Origin of the sequence: Streptomyces pratensis, from assembly GCF_037137275.1 — a bacterium.
Classification (GTDB): Bacteria; Actinomycetota; Actinomycetes; order Streptomycetales; family Streptomycetaceae; genus Streptomyces; species Streptomyces pratensis_B.
Window position 1 is genome coordinate 90163 of the sequence record NZ_JBBBEN010000062.1, and the last position, 16605, is coordinate 106767.

Sequence of the window (16605 nt, forward strand, 5' to 3'; positions counted from 1 at the left end):
CGGGGTCCACGGCCGGGGTCAGGAGGTGTACTGGGTGGCCCTGGCCGCCAGACCACGCAGAGCGCGGTCCGCGGCCGGCGGGAAGCCGGCTTCGTCCAGGACGCTCAGCACGTGCGTGTACCGGGAGGCGATCATCCGCTCGGTCTCCTTCCGCGCCCCCGTCGCCCGCAGAATGCCCCGGATCTCCGCCGCTTCGCGCTCCTGCAGGTCGGCACGGCCCACCAGGCGCCCGAGCCGTTCCCGCTGGACCGGGTCGGCCATGCGCAGTCCCAGCGCCAGCAGAACGGTCCGCTTCCCCTCGCGCAGGTCGCTCAGCCCCGGCGCGCCGACGCCGTCCGGGCTGCCGAAGACGTCCAGCAGGTCATCCCGCAGCTGGAACGCCTCTCCCAGGGGCAGGCCCAGCCTGGTGAAGGCGTCCATCACCGCTCCACCGGCCCCGGCCACGGCGGCCCCCAGCTGAAGCGGCCGCTCGATCGTCGCGGCAGCGGTCTTGTGACGGACGATCCGCAAGGCCGCCTCGACGTCGTCAGCGCCCCGACCGGTCCCCATGACGTCGAGGTACTGCCCGTACATCACCTCCTCCAGCATCGCGTCGTACCACCCGTGCACCGACCCCTCCCGCCCCGGCTCCAACCGGGCGGTGTGCAGCAACTCCTGCGCCCACACCAGCGCGAGGTTGCCCACCAGCAGCGCGCCCCCCGCGCCAAGCCGCTCGGCCCGCGCCCCCTCACCGAGCCGGGCGCTCACCACGCGGTGGACCGCGGGCCGGCCGCGGCGGCTGGCCGAGTCGTCCATGATGTCGTCGTGGATGAGGGCGAAGGCCACGAACAGCTCCAACGACGCCGCCACCCGCACCGCCTGCGCCGCGTCCCCGTGACCGCCGGCGGCATGCCAGCCCACCACGCACAGCAGTGCCCGGATGCGCTTGCCGCCCGCCGCCAGGAAGTCGCGAAGGGTCTGCACCACCTCCGGCGGGTACCCCCGGCAGGCCGCTGCCCGGGCCTTCTCCGTCAGGAAGTCCTCAAGGGCCGCATCGACCCGCTCTCGCACCGCACGCAGGTCGACCGCTTCCGCGTCGACCACACTCGAGGTCACCGGTTCACCGCTCCCCGCCGGCCGGGACCCCGCCCAGGGCGTCCGGAGCGACGGAGTCGTCGTGGCCGCGGCCCGGAGCGCGGCGCTGATGAGAGCGAGAGCCGCCGTCGGGCCACGTCACCCGTTTGATCTGCATGACCGGCCCAACGACCCGGCCCGCCGAAGAACACGCTTGCTGGCCTGCGGGGGGATACGCCGGCCCACCAGGCGGGAGCCCGCCCCACCCCGCCCATGGACTGCGAACGCTCCCGGTCCCGTCGCCGTCGGCCGGCACGCGCGCTCCTGTGCCACGGGGGCCGCGTCGACCACGGCCCGGTATCCGCGCCGGGATACGGGGCAGGAGGAGGGCGAGAGCTGAGCCCGGGGCGCGTCCGGGGCCGAGCCGGGAGTGACAGGCTCCGGATCGGTGAAGGAAGGGCTCGATCAGCCCCCCGCGCCCTCCTGCGAACGCCCCCGTCAGGGCGGATGACCGTGGGTAGTCGGGCGTCTTCGGGAGCCGGCTTGGCTTTGCCCTTACGGCCGCCTTAACCTACGGTCACGTAACCTACGAAGCCGTAGGTAATTCTCCCGTCCCCAGGAGCTCCCCGTGACGATCACCTCTCCCCACCTCGGCAGTTCGAAGGCGTGGACCGACGCCCAACTGTTGTACGCGCTGGAAGAGGTGGTGGAGAAAGAACTCAACCGCCATCTCAAGGTCGCCAAGGACTGGATGCCGCACGAGTACGTCCCGTTCTCCGACGGACGCAACTTCCCCGGCGTCTTCGAGGACGGCGAGGCCTGGTCGTCCGACCAGTCCAAGGTCACCGACATCGGCAAGATCGCCCTCGTGGTGAACCTGCTGACCGAGGACAACCTCCCCAGCTACCACCACGAGATCGCCTCGCTCTTCGGCCGCGACGGCGCGTGGGGCACCTGGGTGCACCGCTGGACGGCCGAGGAGGGGCGCCACGGCATCGTGATGCGCGACTACCTCCTCACCTCGCGCGCCGTGGACCCGGACAAGCTGGAGCAGTTCCGCATGACGCACATGGCGGAGGGCTTCGAGTCGGACAACCGGCACTCGATGCTGCACTCCGTCGCCTATGTCGCGTTCCAGGAGCTGGCCACCCGCGTGTCGCACCGCAACACCGGCCACCAGTCCGGCGATCCGGTGTGCGACCGGATGCTGGCCCGGATCGCCACCGACGAGAACCTGCACATGGTCTTCTACCGCAATCTCCTGGGCGCTTCCTTCGAGCTGGCCCCGGACCTGACGATGCAGGCCGTGCGCGATGTCGTCGTCGACTTCCGGATGCCCGGTCACGGCATGCCCGGGTTCGAGCGGGCCGCCGCGCAGATGGCGATCGGCGAGATCTACAACATGCGCATCCACCACGACGACGTGATCCAGCCCGTGCTGCGGTATCTGAAGGTGATGGACATCGACGGGCTCGGCCCGGAGGGCCTGAAGGCGCAGGAGGAACTGGGCCTGTACATGAGCGGGCTGGACAGCGAGGCGTCGAAGTTCGACGAGAAGCTCGCCGCCCGCAAGGCCAGGATGGTGGCGCGCGGCCGGGCCTGATCCGGAGTCGCCGTCCGCCGCTCGCCGCCGCCCGTGGCCCGGCCCGTCAGCCGACGGGCGCCCGGGCGTCGGCGCGGACGGTCCCGGCGGCGGGCTCGGCGAGGACGACGGCCGACGCGGGTGTGGCCGTGTGTGATGCGCGGCACCGCCGAGACCTCCGCGGTACAGGCTCCCGGCGCCGGCGCCCGCGTCAGGGCCGGCGCCCGCGGAGACGCGGCCCGCTCCTGCGACCTCGACTCGCCCTCCGTACGGCGGCGTTGCGGGCCTCCGGTGCGCACGCTCGACGTGGCGGGAGGACGCCGGGGCGCACGCCGCCGTTCAGCCCCGGTCGTAGGTCCTTCTGCGCAGCCGCTCGCGCTCCTTCTCGGAGAGGCCGCCCCAGACGCCGAACCGCTCGTCGTTGGCGAGTGCGTACTCCAGACATGCCAGCCGCCCCTCGCAGGCGTTGCACAACTGCTTGGCCTCGCGTGTGGAGCTGCCCGGGGCCGGAAAGAAGAACTCCGGCCCGGCCTGCGCGCACAGCGCGGACTCCTGCCAGCCGAGCGCGTCGTCGGTCACGGTGTTGATCAGCATGCGACCCACCGTGCCCGGCCGCGATAAACGACCGGTCAACGTCTCATCAATCCGCACCGCGGCGGGGCGTCTCGACGGCGGTCATCCCATCGGCCGGGGCTTGATCACCGCGAAGACCGCTCCGTACGGGTCGGCGACGTTGGCCATCGTCCCGACACCGGGCACCTCCATCGCCGCCAGCGTCTCCGAGCCTCCGAGGCGCTTGGCCTCGGCCACGGTGGCGCCGACGTCGGCCACGTCGAAATACGGCAGCCAGTGCGGCCCGCGGGCGGCTTCGGAGGGGACGTCGCCCATCCGCACAAGGCCTCCGAACGCCGCCTCGGGGCCGGCTCCCGCCGGGTGGACGGTGGTGTAGGCGTAGTCGGTGCCCTCCACCTTCAGCTCCTCGGTCTGCCAGCCGAAGACGCTGCGGAAGAAGGCGGCCGCCGCAGGGACGTCCGGGGTGTACAGCTCGGCCCAGAGGAACGACCCCGGCTCCTGGACGACGCCGAAGCCGGTGTGCCCCTTCGGTTGCCACACGCCGAAATACGCCCCGGCCGGGTCCGTGAAGCCGCCCATGCTGCCGAAGTCGAGGACGTCCATCGGCTCGAACGCGGCGCTCCCGCCCGCCCGTGCGACCGCATCGGCGGTGGCGGCGACGTCGGGCGAGCGGAAGGAGACCGACCAGGCGCTCGGGGACCCGTCCTCTGCCACCGTCATCACCCCGCCGGTGTACCGGCCGCCCAGGGTGAACATCCCGTACCCCCCGACCTCGGGGCCGCCGGGGACCAGGTCCCACCCGAACAGGCCCTTGTAGAAGGCGGCGGCCCCGCCGAGATCGGGCGTGCCGAGATCCACCCAGTTGGGCGCTCCGTCGGGAAAGGCGGGGCTGGTCATCGCGTGCTCCTCCATCGGTGCGGGTGGCGCGGCTCGCGCGGCGGTGCCGTGGTCTCCCCCTCCTGTCGAGTCTCGCACCGGACGCCGACCACCGCAGTCCACGCGGGGCCGGCGGGGCCGCTCCCGCCCGCCCGGCCGTCCACGCGTTCCCGACGGCGGCCGCTCCTGCCACACCCTTCAGCGTGGGCGCCGTCTACGGGCCGGGGTCGGACGCCGGGGCGGAGCGGCGCGCCGGGGGCCGCCGTGCCCCGGCCCGCGCCGTCGCCGTCGCGGTCAGTGCCGGTGCTCGGCCGCTTCCTCGCCGCCGGGCTCGCCCTTCGCGCCGCCCTTCTCGGCCCCGCCCGACGCGTGGTGGGGTTCGTGGCCGGGGATGGTCCCGTCCGGCTTCCTGACCAGCAGCAGCCCCGCCATGCCCATGTCGGAGTGGCTCTGCACATGGCAGTGGTACATCCACGCCCCCGCACCCGCGCGCTCACCGGCGATGAACTGGAAGCCGAAGGAGTCCGCGGGCCCGCAGATCTTGTTGTCGATCACCCGGCTGGGGTCGTCGGGGCCGGTCAGCAGGCCGGTCCGGTTGTCCGCCCAGCGGTGACCGTGGATATGGAACGTGTGGTAGTACTCACCGTGAGTGATCACCACGATTTCGAGCCGGTCGCCCACCGTGGCCTCGAAGTCGGGCCCTTCGTGACCGGCCCTGTTGTTGATCGTCATGTCGTTGAAGACGATCGTGAGTGTTCTGTCGGGCAGGATGTCGCCCTGACGGCGCACGACGACCGGACCGTAGAGCCCCCTGCGGATGCCGCCCGTGCCGTGGTCCGTGCCGACGACGTGGTCGTGGTAGTGCCAGTAGCCCGCGCTTCCCGGCTCCCAGGTGCCGTCCTTGCGACGGCCCGGGGCGTGGGTGCGCCAGGTGTACGTGCGGGTGCCGCCGGGCCCAACATGGCTCCTGTTCAACCGGGTGCCGTCGCTGGCGATGTCGTAGTCGACGCCGTGGACGTGGAGGCTGGCGTCGACGTCGGTGAGGTTCTCGAATTCGATGTGCAGGGTGTCGCCCTCGTTGATCTCGATGAGCGGACCGGGGATCGAGGCCTTGCCCCTCTCGAAGCCGTAGCCGAGCTGTCCGTCCGGCAGCTTCTCCGCGTACATCCTCAGGTGGCGCACCACGCCGCCGGCCGGGGCGGTGCGCGGCGGGAGCTCGGCGGAGGTCGCTGCGGCCGCGCCGAGCGACAACGATGTCACGCCCGTTGCCGCCGCAGCCGCGCCACCGGCCAGCATCCGCCGGCTGAAGGTCCTTCGGTCCATGTCGAACTCCCCACTGCGTACCGGAAACTGGCGGCTGTTCGGAGACGGAGGGGCCCACGGAACCCCGGGACGGGCCACACCGTAGCGGGGGCGCCGCCGTTTATCCACATCCAGGACAAAGTTCGTGCGATTGCCGCCACGAGGCTTGGCGGACCGCGAAAAGAGGTCTAGCTTCGTGCGCTGTCGCAGTATACGAACAGGCAGTGACGAAGAGTGAGCAAGCGACCGTCACCGACAGGTGCAAGCGATCTCAGAGGGGTGGGTGACCACATGCAGCGTGCACCGCATCGCCGGTCCAGAACACGACGCGGCCTCGCGGCGGTCGTGGCGGCCGGCGCGCTGACCGTATCCCTGCTGAGCGGCAACGCCGCCGGCGTGAGCACATCACCGAGTCCGGAGCTGGTGGCGAGGATGGCGACAACGTTGTCCCTGCCCACCCCTCCGGGCGCCGCCGGAAAGGTCAAGGTGTTGGTCTTCCACGCCTCGGCGGGCGAAGAGGCGCCGTACACGAACGCCGGGATCGCGGCGATCGAGCGGATCGGGCTGACCGGCCCGGAGGCCGGGCGCTTCACCACGGTGGCCACCGCCGACGCCGGCGTCTTCACCAACGGCAAGCGGCTCGGATCGTTCCACGCGGTCGTCTTCCTCACCGGCGGCGGGGACGTCCTCGACCCGGAGCAGGAGGCGGGCCTGGAGGCGTACATGGAGGCGGGAGGCGGCTTCCTCGGCATCCATGACGCGGCGCGCACGGAGCCGTACTCGGACTGGTTCACCGGACTGGTGGGAGCACGCCCGAAGGCGGACAGCCCGGCTGCCGTGCAGCGGGCGACCGTGGAGATCGGGGACCGGGTGCACCCGGCCACCAAGAACCTGCCGCTGGAGTGGAAGCGTCCCGACACGTGGCTGAACTGGGTGGAGAACCCCTCCGGTGACGTGCACACCGTGGCGCGGGTGAGGGAGTCGACGTACGATCCGGGGGCCGGCGGCAACGGCTGGGACCACCCGGTCTCCTGGTGCCGCGACTACGACGGCGGCCGGTCCTTCTACACGGCCATGGGCGGCACGGCGAACAGCTTCGCGGAGACCGACTTCCGCGACCACCTGCGCGGCGCACTCGCCTGGACCAACCGGACCTCGCAGGCCGACTGCAAGGCGACCATCGACGCCAACTACACGGCCGAGCGGCTCACCCGGCCCAACCAGCCGGGCCTAAACGACCAGATCGGGGAACCGCACGGCCTGGTCACCGCACCGGACGGGCGCGTCTTCTACATCGGGCGCGGCGGTGCCGACAGCTCCAGCCCGGTCGTCGTCGACTGGAACGACCCCGACATCGGCAAGGGCAGGGGCGAGGTCCACGTCTACGACCCGAAGACCGGGCAGGTCACGCTCGCGGGCGCGCTGGACGTCTTCGGCAACAAGGGCGGCGGCGACGAACTGGTCAAGGTCGAGGAGGGGCTGCTCGGCATCGAGCTGGACCCGGACTTCGGCTCCAACGGGTGGGTGTACCTCCACTACACCCCGCACGCGAAGATCGACCGGGTCAAGCGCATGGCCACCCGCCAGGTCTCGCGCTTCCGGTTCGACTCGGCGGCGAACAGACTGGACCTCTCCTCCGAGCGGGTGCTGCTCGACTGGCCCGTGCAGATCCACAGTTGCTGCCATGCGGGCGGCGGCATGGCATGGGACTCGAAGGAGAACCTGTACATCGCGACGGGTGACAACAACTCCTCCGGCTTCAGCGGTGGTTACTCCGGAAACAACCCGGAGCCGACCTACAAGGGCGTCGCCTTCGCCGACGCCCGGCGCACCGCGGGCAACACCAACGACCTCAACGGCAAGATCCTGCGCATCCACCCTGAGGACGACGGCGCCTACACACTGCCCGAGGGCAACCTCTTCACCGGGCGGGAGCCGGACGAGGGCGGCGGGAAGACCCGCGGCGAGATCTATGTGATGGGCGTGCGCAACCCGGCCCGGATCTCGGTCGACCCCGCGACCGACACGCTGTACGCGGGCTGGGTCGGCCCGGACGCCGGTGAGCCGAGCACCACGTGGGGGCCGGCGAAGTACGACACGTTCGCCGCGATCACCGAGGCCGGCAACCACGGCTGGCCGTACTGCATGGGCAACAACCAGCCCTACCGGGACCGCAATCTGCCCGACCCGTCCAAGCCCCTGGGCTGGTACGACTGCGACGCCCCGAGGAACGAGTCGCCGCACAACGACGGTCTGGTCAAGCTGCCTCCGGTGACCCCGAACACCATCTGGTACTCACCCCAGGGCGGCGGGGTCGACTACCCGCGCGACGCCGACGGGGTGCCGAGCTACCGGACCGAGGAGCAGCGGGAGTTGCTGCCCTGGCTCAAGGGCGGGGGGCAGGCCACGATGAACGGCCCGGTCTACCGCTACGACGCCGAGAGCGGGTCCGCCGTCAAGTGGCCCGCCTACTGGGACGGCAAGTGGTTCGTCGGCGACTTCTACGACGGCGCTCAGCCCCGGCACGCGGTGATCACCGACCCGAGGACGGCGGGCAAGGGCGGACTGCCCACCCACGCCGAGTCGTTGAGAAGGATCATTCCGGTCGGGCCCGACGGGGTCCGCAACCTGATGGACTGGAAGTTCGCGCCGGACGGCTCGCTGTACGTCCTCGACTACGGACGCGGCTTCTTCACCTCCGACTCCAAGTCGGCGCTGTGGCGCGTGACGTACAAGGGTGGCGGGGCGACCCCGGCCGCCGAGGACCTCGTAGACAAGGCGGCAGCGCAGTGAGACACCCCCTGTCCCCCGCACGACGGCGGCATCGTCCGCTCAGCTTCTGGACGGCCCTGCTGGGCTCGCTCCTGATGGTTCTCGGGCTGACCTCGACCGCCGCGTACGGCCGGGAGGGCGGCCGGCCGGCGGCCGCGGAGCAGGTGCTGACGTGGACCGCGGGTGATCCGATCGACCGCTATCTGACCGCGCCGCAGACGGCGGTGGCGGGGCGGGCGACCATCGTCTTCGAGAACAGCACGGCGACCGGCAACACGACGAGCATGCCGCACACGCTGACGTTCGGCGTCTCCGACCCGGAGTTCAACGACGACGTCCAGCTGAACATCCTGGCCAACCCGGGCGACGCCGAGGGCGGCAGGCACAGCGTGGAGGTCACGCTGACGCCCGGCCGCTACTTCTACCACTGCACGATCCCCGGCCACGGCCGGATGCAGGGCGTCCTGACCGTCACCGAGGGCGGCGGCGAGGACACCGACGCCCCCGCGACCTCGGCGGAGGTCGACGGCGACCGGAACGGCGACGGCGCGTACATCGGGCAGGCCACGGTCACCGTGGCGGCGACCGACGAGGGCTCCGGCGTCGACACCGTCGAGTACGCCCTCGGGGCGGACGGCGACTGGCAGCCCTACGCCACGCCCGTCGTGGTGAACGGGGTCGGCGACCACACGGTCCGCTACCGGGCCACCGACCGGGCGGGCAACGCGGCGGCGGAGAAGTCCGTGCACTTCACGGTCGCCGCGCCGCCGACGGACGACGAGACGCCGCCGGAGACCTCGGCGACCGTCTCGGGCGAACGGGACGCGGACGGCGCGTACCTGGGGATGGCGACGGTCACCGTGACCGCGTCCGACACGGGCTCCGGCGTCAACGCCATCGAGTACGCCCTCGGGGCGGACGGCGACTGGCAGCCCTACACCGCGCCGGTGATGGTCCACGACACGGGCGAGCACCGGGTCCGTTACCGGGCGGAGGACCGGTCGGGCAACGTCGCGGACGAGAAGGCCGTCGACTTCACCGTGGTGGAGCCGCCGTCGCGGGACAAGACAGCCCCGGAGACCTCGGTGAAGCTGGAGGGCGACAAGAACTCCGACGGGGCGTTCATCACCAGCGCCGAGGTGACCCTCACCGCGACGGACGACGACTCGGGCGTCGACATGATCGAGTACTCCCTCGACGGCGGTCCCTACCTCGCCTACACGAGCCCCGTCATGGTCGACCGGGTCGGTCACCACGCGGTGGCCCACCGGGCCACGGACAAGGCGGGCAACACGTCACAGGCGCGCCGGGTGTCGTTCACCGTCGCGCAGGGCGGCGGCGTGCCCGCCCCGAACTGCGCGGAGTTCGACGAGCGGCACACCGTCATCGTCGGCACCGTCGACACGGGCGTGCCCAACCGGATCACACGCAACCGCTGCACGATCAACGAGCTGATCGAGGACGAGAAGGACTGGTCCTCGCACGCGCTGTTCCTCAAGCACGTGACGGAGGTCGTCGACAGGCTGCGGAGCGACGGCGTCATCGACACGCGCGAGCGCCGGGCCGTCGTCCGGGCCGCCAAGCAGTCGGGCATCGGGATGCCGGGCCGGTCGGAGGGGTACACCAAGCTGTTCGACGGCACGGCCGCCTCGCTCGCCAAGTGGAGCCACGTGGGCGGCGGCGCGTTCGAGCTGGACGAGGAGGAGGGCGCGATCACCAGCTCCACTGCGGTGGACGGCATGGGCATGCTCTGGTTCCCGGCCCGCGCCTACGAGGACTTCTCGCTGAAGCTCCAGTGGCGGGACGACGCCCCGGGCACGGGAAACGCGAACGGCGGGGTCTTCGTCCGCTTCCCGAAGGTCCACGACCATCCGGAGGAGCCGCGGCCCGAGTGGGTCGCCATCAAGTACGGCCATGAGATCCAGGTGAACGACCGGCCGGACGGCGACATGTACAAGACGGGTTCGGTGTACGGCTTCGACCGGGTGGGCCTCGGCGGCGCCGGGGTCACGCCCAAGGGGACCTGGAACGACTACGAGATCCGGGTGGTGGACCAGCACTACGAGGTCTACCGCAACGGTGTCCTGGTCAACGAGTTCGACAACACCCGCGGTCAGCTCTTCGAGCCGCCGCGGGGCGACGACCCGGGCACCGACGGCCGGCGGTTCGCCTCCGGGCACATCGGGCTCCAGGTGCACGGCGTCTCGGACGTCATCTCCTACCGGGACATCCGCGTCCAGGAGCTGTAGCCCCCGGGCCCCGCTTCCTCACGTGGCCGCGGCCGCATGCTCCGGCGTGCGGTCGCGGCCACCGGGGTGCCGGTGGCGCCACACCCAGAACACCGTGCAGGAGACGAGCGCCCAGGCGGTGAGGACCAGATACGGGAACAGGAACTGGTGGCCCTGGTAGTAGACGGCGGTGTGCTGCGCGTTGACGGCGGCGCCCGGCGGCAGCCAGCGGCCGATGTGCCCGAGGGCGGAGGGCAGCAGGGGCCAGGACACCGCGCCGCCGGACGAGGGGTTGCCGAGCAGCACCATGACGCCCCAGGTGGGGATCATCGCCCAGCGGCCCATCAGGGTGTTGAACATGGTGAAGACCATGCCGGAGGTGAACATCGTGAACGCCAGGATCAGCCAGGACTGGACGAAGGGCAGGTCGACGGCCCCGAGCCACCAGTCCACGGCCGCGGCGATGGCGAAACCGCCGAGCAGGGCGTACACGGCGGTGAACGCGATGCGTTCCGCCGGATTGAGGCCGTGGGCGTGCACGCTCAGCTGGATCGCGCCGAGGAAGCCCATGATCACGGCGGCCAGTGAGATGTAGAACAGGGCGAGCCCGCGGGGGTCGCCGTCCTGGAGCGGTTTGACGTCCCTGACCGTCACCGGCACCCCCGTGGCGTCGCCCACCTGGGCCCCCGCCCGGCCCAGCAGCTCGGCCACGGAGGCTCCCGAGGCGCCGGCCACGTCGAGGGCCATCCCGTCGTCGGACGGGCGCAGGACGGCGAAGACCTTCTGTTCGTCCAGAGCGCGGCGGGCGGCCGCGACGTCTGGGTAGGAGCGCAGTTGGAGGGAGGCGTCGAGCGCCTTCTCCATCCCCGCGACGAAGTCCTCACGGCTCTCCGTCTCCGGCTGGGTGACCACGGCCGCGGGAATCCGGTGGGGGGTGGGGTTGGCCATGGCGTAGGTGTAGGAGCCGGCGAAGAGACCGGCCGCGGCGGCGATGATGAGCACCAGGACGGTGGCGGGCAGGAACGGCGAGTGCTTGTACGCCTCCCAGTGCTCACGGAGGGCCGGGGAGCGGCCGTGGGCCCCGTGCCCTCCGCGTTTCTCACCGCCACCGGGCCCCGTGCTCCCGCGCGCCGCCCGGCTCACGGAGCCTCGCCGTCGTCGTGCCGGGCGCGGCTGGGCTGCACCCGCTTCGGTTCGCCGGGCATCTTCGGATACTCCGGCGGGTAGGGCAGGTCACCGAGTCCGTGTTCCCGCTCGTCCCGGTCCGCCAGCTCCAGCAGCGCGTCGAGCCGGTACGCCTCTCGGCCCATGTCCGCGTGGACGTCGCCGAGTTCGGCGTAGCGCGCCGGGAGCGTCCGGATGTCGAAGTCGCGCGGTTCCGCGTCGTCGATCTCCTCCCAGCGCAGCGGTGCGGAGACCGGAGCGTGCGGGAAGGGGCGCACGGAGTAGGCGGAGGCGATCGTGCGGTCGCGGGCGGTCTGGTTGTAGTCGACGAAGATCCGCTCGCCGCGCTCCTCCTTCCACCAGGCGGTCGTCACTCGTCCGGGCATCCGGCGTTCCAGTTCGCGGCCGGCGGCGATGGCGGCGCGCCGCACGCCGGTGAAGGTCCACACGGGCTCGATGGGGACGAAGACGTGCATCCCTCGGCCGCCGGAGGTCTTGGGCCAGCCGCGCACTCCGTGGTCCTCCAGGACCGAGCGCAGCTCGTGGGCGGCGGTGACCGCGTCGGCGTAGTCGGTGCCGGGCTGCGGGTCGAGGTCGATGCGCAGCTCGTCCGGGTGGTCGGTGTCCTGGGCCCGGACCGGCCAGGGGTGGAAGGTGAGCGTGCCGAGATTGGCGGCCCAGAGCACTGCGGCGAGCTCGGTGGGGCAGAGCTCGTCGGCGTGGCGGCCGCTGGGATAGGTGATGCGGGCGGTGGCAATCCACTCCGGGAGGTTCTTGGGGGCGCGTTTCTGGTAGAAGAAGTCGCCTTCGACGCCGTCGACGAAGCGCTGGAGCGTGGTCGGCCGCCGGTCCAGGGCTCGGGTGATCCCCTCCCCCACGGCCAGGAAGTACTCGGCCACGTCTCTCTTGGTGTAGCCCTTCTCAGGGAAGTACACCTTGTCCGGATGGGACAGCCTCACGGCCCGTCCGCCCGCGTCCAGTTCCACCGCTGCTCCCATGTCGGTCACCGTAGGCCGATCGCACTTATGGCGCATATCGGGAGACATCGCCGCAGGGGCGGGCCAGTATCGGGGCATGGACCTGCCGGTGATGCCGCCCGTGAAGCCGATGCTCGCCCGATCGGTGTCCGCGATTCCGCCGGGTATGCAGTACGAGGCGAAGTGGGACGGATTCCGTGCGATCGTGCACCGGGACGGCGACGAGGTGGTCATCGGCAGCCGTACCGGCAAGCCGCTGACCCGCTACTTCCCCGATCTGGTCACCGCTGTGCGGGACAATCTCCCGCCGCGGTGCGTGATCGACGGGGAGATCGTCGTCGCCCACGAGGGACGGCTCGACTTCGACCGGCTCAGTGAGCGGATTCATCCGGCGGACTCCCGGGTGCGGATGCTGGCCGAGCGGTCTCCGGCGAGCCTGATCGCCTTCGACGTCCTCGCCGTCGACGACACCTCCCTGCTCTCCACCCGGCAGTCCGAACGGCGGGCCGTGCTGGAGGCGGCGCTGTCCGGGGCGCTTCCGCCCGTGGCCCTCGCCCCGTCCACCACGGACGTGGAGGTCGCCCGCCAGTGGTTCGAACGGTACGAGGGCGCGGGGCTGGACGGGGTCGTGGCCAAGCCGCTCGATCTCCCCTACCGCCCAGACACCCGGGTGATGTACAAGATCAAGCACGAGCGGACCGCCGACTGCGTGGTGGCGGGCTACCGCGAGCACAAGAGCGGCCCGGTCGTCGGCTCTCTGCTGCTGGGCCTGTACGACTCCGCAGGAACGCTCCAGCACGTCGGAGTCTGCGCGGCCTTCTCGATGAAGCGGCGCACCCAGCTCGCCGAGGAACTAGCCCCGCTGCGAACAAGGCCCGCCGACCACCCGTGGGCGGCGTGGACGCAAGCGGCGGCACACGAGAGCGCCCGGCTGCCGGGCGCTCAGAACCGCTGGTCGGGCAAGAAGGACCAGTCCTGGGTGCCGCTGCGGCCGGAGCGGGTCTGCGAGGTGGCGTACGACCACATGGAAGGGGACCGGTTCCGGCACACCACGCAGTTCCGGCGGTGGCGTCCGGACCGGTCCCCCGCGAGCTGTACGTACGCACAGTTGGAGGAGGTCGTCTCCTACGACCTGGCGGAGGTGTTGTCAGGGGGCTAAGGGCTGTCCCGTAGTCCCTGGTGGATCAGCGTGCGGCGTCAGATGCGGTGCATCGCAAGGCGGAGGGACGTCCGCATACTGGATGTATTCGGGCGTTCCGACAACGCGGCGAGGTGCCGTAGCTGTCGTCGCGCGCCCGCCAGGGACTACGGGACAGCCCTTAGGCGTGGACCGCGGCGCCCGGCGGCGTGGCGCAGTCATCGTCCGCCGCCTCCACGCCGCCGGACGCGGGCGGCGCGGGGCAGTCCGGGCCGGGGCCGGGAGCCGGGGACGCGGTGGTCCCGGTCGGGTCAGGGGTGGGGGCCGGGGCGGGCTCGGCGGGGTCGGACTCGGTGGGCAGCGGGTCGGGACTGGGGCTCGGGCCCGGCTGCGTGGGTCCGGGGTCCGTGGGGTCGGGGTCGGGGCTGGGGCTCGGGCCCGGGTCCGTGGGCCCCGGCTCCGTGGGCCCCGGGTCCGTCGGGCCGGGGGTGGGGCTCGGCGAGCCGGGCTCGGTGGGGCCGGGCTCGGTGGGGCCGGGCTCGGTCGGCGTCGGGTTCGGCGGGCGGGTGGGCTGTGGCCCTATGACGACGCCTCCGTCGCCCTTGCCCGGCCCGGCCGGGGCCCCCGGGCCGCCGACCGGAGCCCTGGGCGGGGTCCGGCCGCCGGGGCCGGGTGTGCTGGGGACAGGGCCCGAGCCGTCCGCCACCGGGTGGCTGCCCCCGCGGTAGAACGCCAGCCAGGACAGCACCGTCCGCAGATAGGTGTCGGAACGGTTGTAGCTGAGGACCGCCCGGTCCAGGTCGGCCCGGCGCGTCAGGTCGCGGGGCCCGGCGCAGAGGTAGTGCCCGGCGGCGAGCGCCGCGTCGTAGATGTTGCCGGGGTCCCGGCGGCCGTCGCCGTTGCCGTCCGCGCCCCAGAGGGCCCAGGTCGAGGGGATGAACTGCATCGGCCCGACGGCCCGGTCGTAGGCGCGGTCGCCGTCGTACGCCCCGTCGTCGGTGTCCCGGATCAGGGCGAAGCCCCGGCCGTCGAGCGCGGGGCCGAGGATCGGGGTGAGCGTCGTCCCGCGCGCGTCGACCCGGCCGCCGGACGCCTGGCCCGACTCGACCTTGCCGATCGCCGCGAGGAGCTGCCACGGCAGCCGGCAGCCGGGGTCGCTGCGGCGCACCGCGCTCTCTGCCTTGCGGTAGGCGGCGAGCACGGTGGCCGGGATGCCCGCCTCCGAGCGGGCGCGGGCCGCGACAGAGCTGTGCCGCGCGGCCGGGGCTGGCCCGGCCCCCGCTTTCGGAGCCCTGAGCGGTTCGGGGCTCCGCAGCGGTGGTAACTCGGTGTGGTAGACGTCGTCGCCCGGCACCTCGGTCCACACCACGTCGTCCGAGGCCGCCGCGTTATCCGCGCGGCTCGCGAGCCCCGCGAAGCCCGGCGCCTGGGACCCGGTGAGCGCGGCCATCGCGGCGACCGCCGTCGCCGTGGCGGTGAGCCGGCGGCGCACCGTTCGGTTGAAGCTCATATGGGCTCCCCTCTCCCCCGTCGTCCGGGGTCCTCTCCCGCGGTCCGGGGCTTCGGACTCACCGGGTGAACGTGTCGATGCCGGCGATCAGCCAGGCGCCCTCGCGGTGCACGGCGTCCACGGCGAACATGGCCGCCGCGTAGGTCGTCTCCTCGTCCTTGCCGGTACGGGTGTTGCTCTGGTCGGCGAAGATCAGAAGCCGGGCCCGGTCGCCGTCGAGGAACTCCACGGCGCTCTCGGTGACGGTCGTGGTCAGAACGAGCTTCTGGCTCGGCGCCTGTTCCCGTACGTCGGCGAGCATCTCCCTGTGCTGCTCCACGGCCCGGCCGGTCAGATAGGTGCTCGCCGCGCTCTCGGAGCGCGCGGTCTCGGCGTAGTCGTACGAGAACACCGCGCCGACCGCCTCGCTGATCCGGCCCTTCACCTCACTGGTGCGGCCGATGTCGGTGAGGGCGGTGTTCTGCCGGGCCGGCTCGTCGCGGAGGTCGCCGGCCGAGGCGAACGCCCAGATGGCGAAGGCTCCGAAGAGGACGGTGAGGACGCTCAGCACGGCGGGCAGGGGGACGCGGAGGCGGCCGGGGCGGCGTGCGGGCCGGCTCTTCTCTCCGGGGCCGTCCGCAGGCGGACCGGCGTCCGGTTCCCGCTCGGCGCCGGCTCCTGCTCCGCCGTCGTCGGCGGCACGGGGAGCGGCGTCGGCTCCGGGGTCCACGTCGGCCGGCGTCCGGCGCGGCTCCGTCTCCAGCTCCCGCGGGCCGGTGGAGTCCGCCGGCGTACGGGAGGGGGCGGCCGTGGCCAGTCGGCGGCGGCGGTTGACGAGGTGGCGGGTCGTGGACATGGGCGGGTCCTCTCCGGGGCGTGGGGCGTGGGCGGGTGCGGGGTCAGCCGGCCGTGCTGCCGACGGGCGCCTGGCCCAGGGCGCTGAGTTTCCACCCCTCCGAGGTCTTGGTGAGGCTGCCGAGCAACCGGCTCTCCTTCACGGCCGGTTCGCCCTTCGGCGCCTTCACGGTGACCCGGAGCGCCACCATCACCCCGGCCCTGCCCGAGCGTTGGTCCAACTCCGTCACCGCGCCGGCCAGTACCGTCGCGGTGCTGACCGTTTTCGCCTCGGCGATCTGCCGCGCGAACGCGTCGCGTCCTTCCACGAGTTGCCGACGCAGGTCACCGGTGGTGGACTGTTCCCAGCTGTCCAGCCCTTCCTCCAGCGCACGGTGGTCCAGGGTGTTCATGTTCTGCACCGCCTGTTCGCCCGCCGCCAGCGCGTCGTCGCGGGTCTGCGCGAAGGAGGCCGCTTCGTCGTGCGCGGCCTCGTAGCGCTGCCAGCCGCCCCAACCCGCCGCCCCGGCCGCGCCGACGGTCAGTGCCAGAGCCGCGATCACCAGCGGGTTCCTCGTCCCTGTACGTGCCATGAGCTGCCTCTCTCCTGCCTGCCG

The 16605-nt window shown here is 72.2% G+C and carries 13 protein-coding genes; 4 read left to right on the top strand and 9 right to left on the bottom strand.

Annotated features, from left to right (window positions below):
• Positions 1–18: 18 nt before the first annotated feature.
• The gene (locus tag V9U70_RS04865; RefSeq protein WP_336673190.1) at positions 19–1095 is read right to left on the bottom strand and encodes a polyprenyl synthetase family protein; all 1077 of its coding nucleotides are present in this window, start codon (positions 1093–1095) and stop codon (positions 19–21) included.
• A gap of 586 nt (positions 1096–1681) precedes the next feature.
• Here V9U70_RS04865 and V9U70_RS04870 point away from each other — a divergent pair.
• Positions 1682–2656: an acyl-ACP desaturase gene (locus V9U70_RS04870; protein ID WP_336673191.1), complete on the top strand. Its 975-nt coding sequence runs from the start codon at positions 1682–1684 to the stop codon at positions 2654–2656.
• Between the two features lie 318 nt (positions 2657–2974).
• Here the strand turns inward: V9U70_RS04870 and V9U70_RS04875 are convergent, their stop codons facing one another.
• From V9U70_RS04875 to V9U70_RS04885, 3 genes are all read right to left on the bottom strand, one after another.
• Entirely contained in the window at positions 2975–3229 is a 255-nt protein-coding gene (locus V9U70_RS04875; RefSeq protein ID WP_336673192.1) for a WhiB family transcriptional regulator, read from the bottom strand.
• A gap of 81 nt (positions 3230–3310) precedes the next feature.
• Complete coding sequence (locus V9U70_RS04880) at positions 3311–4105, bottom strand: VOC family protein (protein WP_336673193.1); 795 nt, start codon at positions 4103–4105, stop codon at positions 3311–3313.
• Between the two features lie 273 nt (positions 4106–4378).
• Positions 4379–5407, bottom strand: coding sequence for a multicopper oxidase domain-containing protein (locus tag V9U70_RS04885; RefSeq protein ID WP_336673194.1), 1029 nt, complete (start codon positions 5405–5407; stop codon positions 4379–4381).
• A gap of 270 nt (positions 5408–5677) precedes the next feature.
• Between V9U70_RS04885 and V9U70_RS04890 the strand changes: the two genes are divergently transcribed.
• Together V9U70_RS04890 and V9U70_RS04895 are read left to right on the top strand one after the other, a co-directional pair.
• On the top strand, positions 5678–8179 hold the full coding sequence (locus V9U70_RS04890; RefSeq protein WP_336673195.1) for a ThuA domain-containing protein: 2502 nt from the start codon (positions 5678–5680) through the stop codon (positions 8177–8179).
• The gene (locus V9U70_RS04895) at positions 8176–10407 is read left to right on the top strand and encodes an OmpL47-type beta-barrel domain-containing protein (RefSeq protein ID WP_336673196.1); all 2232 of its coding nucleotides are present in this window, start codon (positions 8176–8178) and stop codon (positions 10405–10407) included. The genes V9U70_RS04890 and V9U70_RS04895 overlap by 4 nt, the downstream gene beginning before the upstream one ends.
• A gap of 18 nt (positions 10408–10425) precedes the next feature.
• On the opposite strand, the gene V9U70_RS04900 is transcribed toward V9U70_RS04895, so the two are convergent.
• Positions 10426–11529 carry an ABC-2 transporter permease gene (locus tag V9U70_RS04900; RefSeq protein ID WP_336673197.1) on the bottom strand — a complete coding sequence of 368 codons (1104 nt, stop codon included), beginning with the start codon at positions 11527–11529 and terminating at the stop codon, positions 10426–10428.
• Complete coding sequence (gene ligD, locus V9U70_RS04905; protein ID WP_336673198.1) at positions 11526–12548, bottom strand: non-homologous end-joining DNA ligase; 1023 nt, start codon at positions 12546–12548, stop codon at positions 11526–11528. Before ligD ends, V9U70_RS04900 begins: the two co-directional genes overlap by 4 nt.
• A 76-nt stretch (positions 12549–12624) precedes the next feature.
• Between ligD and V9U70_RS04910 the strand changes: the two genes are divergently transcribed.
• Complete coding sequence (locus tag V9U70_RS04910; protein ID WP_336673199.1) at positions 12625–13686, top strand: ATP-dependent DNA ligase; 1062 nt, start codon at positions 12625–12627, stop codon at positions 13684–13686.
• A gap of 160 nt (positions 13687–13846) precedes the next feature.
• Here the strand turns inward: V9U70_RS04910 and V9U70_RS04915 are convergent, their stop codons facing one another.
• Genes V9U70_RS04915 through V9U70_RS04925 form a run of 3 tightly spaced genes read right to left on the bottom strand, consistent with a single transcriptional unit; the run spans position 13847 to position 16581 of the window.
• A complete protein-coding gene (locus tag V9U70_RS04915; protein WP_336673200.1) occupies positions 13847–15175 on the bottom strand; it encodes a lytic transglycosylase domain-containing protein in 1329 nt (442 codons plus the stop codon).
• Positions 15176–15233: 58 nt separating this feature from the next.
• Entirely contained in the window at positions 15234–16010 is a 777-nt protein-coding gene (locus V9U70_RS04920) for a hypothetical protein (RefSeq protein WP_336673201.1), read from the bottom strand.
• A 43-nt stretch (positions 16011–16053) separates the two neighbouring features.
• Positions 16054–16581 carry a nuclear transport factor 2 family protein gene (locus V9U70_RS04925; protein WP_336673202.1) on the bottom strand — a complete coding sequence of 176 codons (528 nt, stop codon included), beginning with the start codon at positions 16579–16581 and terminating at the stop codon, positions 16054–16056.
• Positions 16582–16605 lie beyond the last annotated feature (24 nt).

Bases quoted from the DNA above. Each gene is read 5' to 3' on its own strand.
- V9U70_RS04920 (WP_336673201.1), bottom strand. From the start codon at position 16,010: ATGTCCACGACCCGCCACCTCGTCAACCGCCGCCGCCGACTGGCCACG.
- V9U70_RS04880 (WP_336673193.1), bottom strand. From the start codon at position 4,105: ATGACCAGCCCCGCCTTTCCCGACGGAGCGCCCAACTGGGTGGATCTC.
- V9U70_RS04910 (WP_336673199.1), top strand. From the start codon at position 12,625: ATGGACCTGCCGGTGATGCCGCCCGTGAAGCCGATGCTCGCCCGATCG.
- V9U70_RS04890 (WP_336673195.1), top strand. From the start codon at position 5,678: ATGCAGCGTGCACCGCATCGCCGGTCCAGAACACGACGCGGCCTCGCG.
- ligD (WP_336673198.1), bottom strand. From the start codon at position 12,548: ATGGGAGCAGCGGTGGAACTGGACGCGGGCGGACGGGCCGTGAGGCTG.
- V9U70_RS04885 (WP_336673194.1), bottom strand. From the start codon at position 5,407: ATGGACCGAAGGACCTTCAGCCGGCGGATGCTGGCCGGTGGCGCGGCT.
- V9U70_RS04875 (WP_336673192.1), bottom strand. From the start codon at position 3,229: ATGCTGATCAACACCGTGACCGACGACGCGCTCGGCTGGCAGGAGTCC.
- V9U70_RS04915 (WP_336673200.1), bottom strand. From the start codon at position 15,175: ATGAGCTTCAACCGAACGGTGCGCCGCCGGCTCACCGCCACGGCGACG.
- V9U70_RS04925 (WP_336673202.1), bottom strand. From the start codon at position 16,581: ATGGCACGTACAGGGACGAGGAACCCGCTGGTGATCGCGGCTCTGGCA.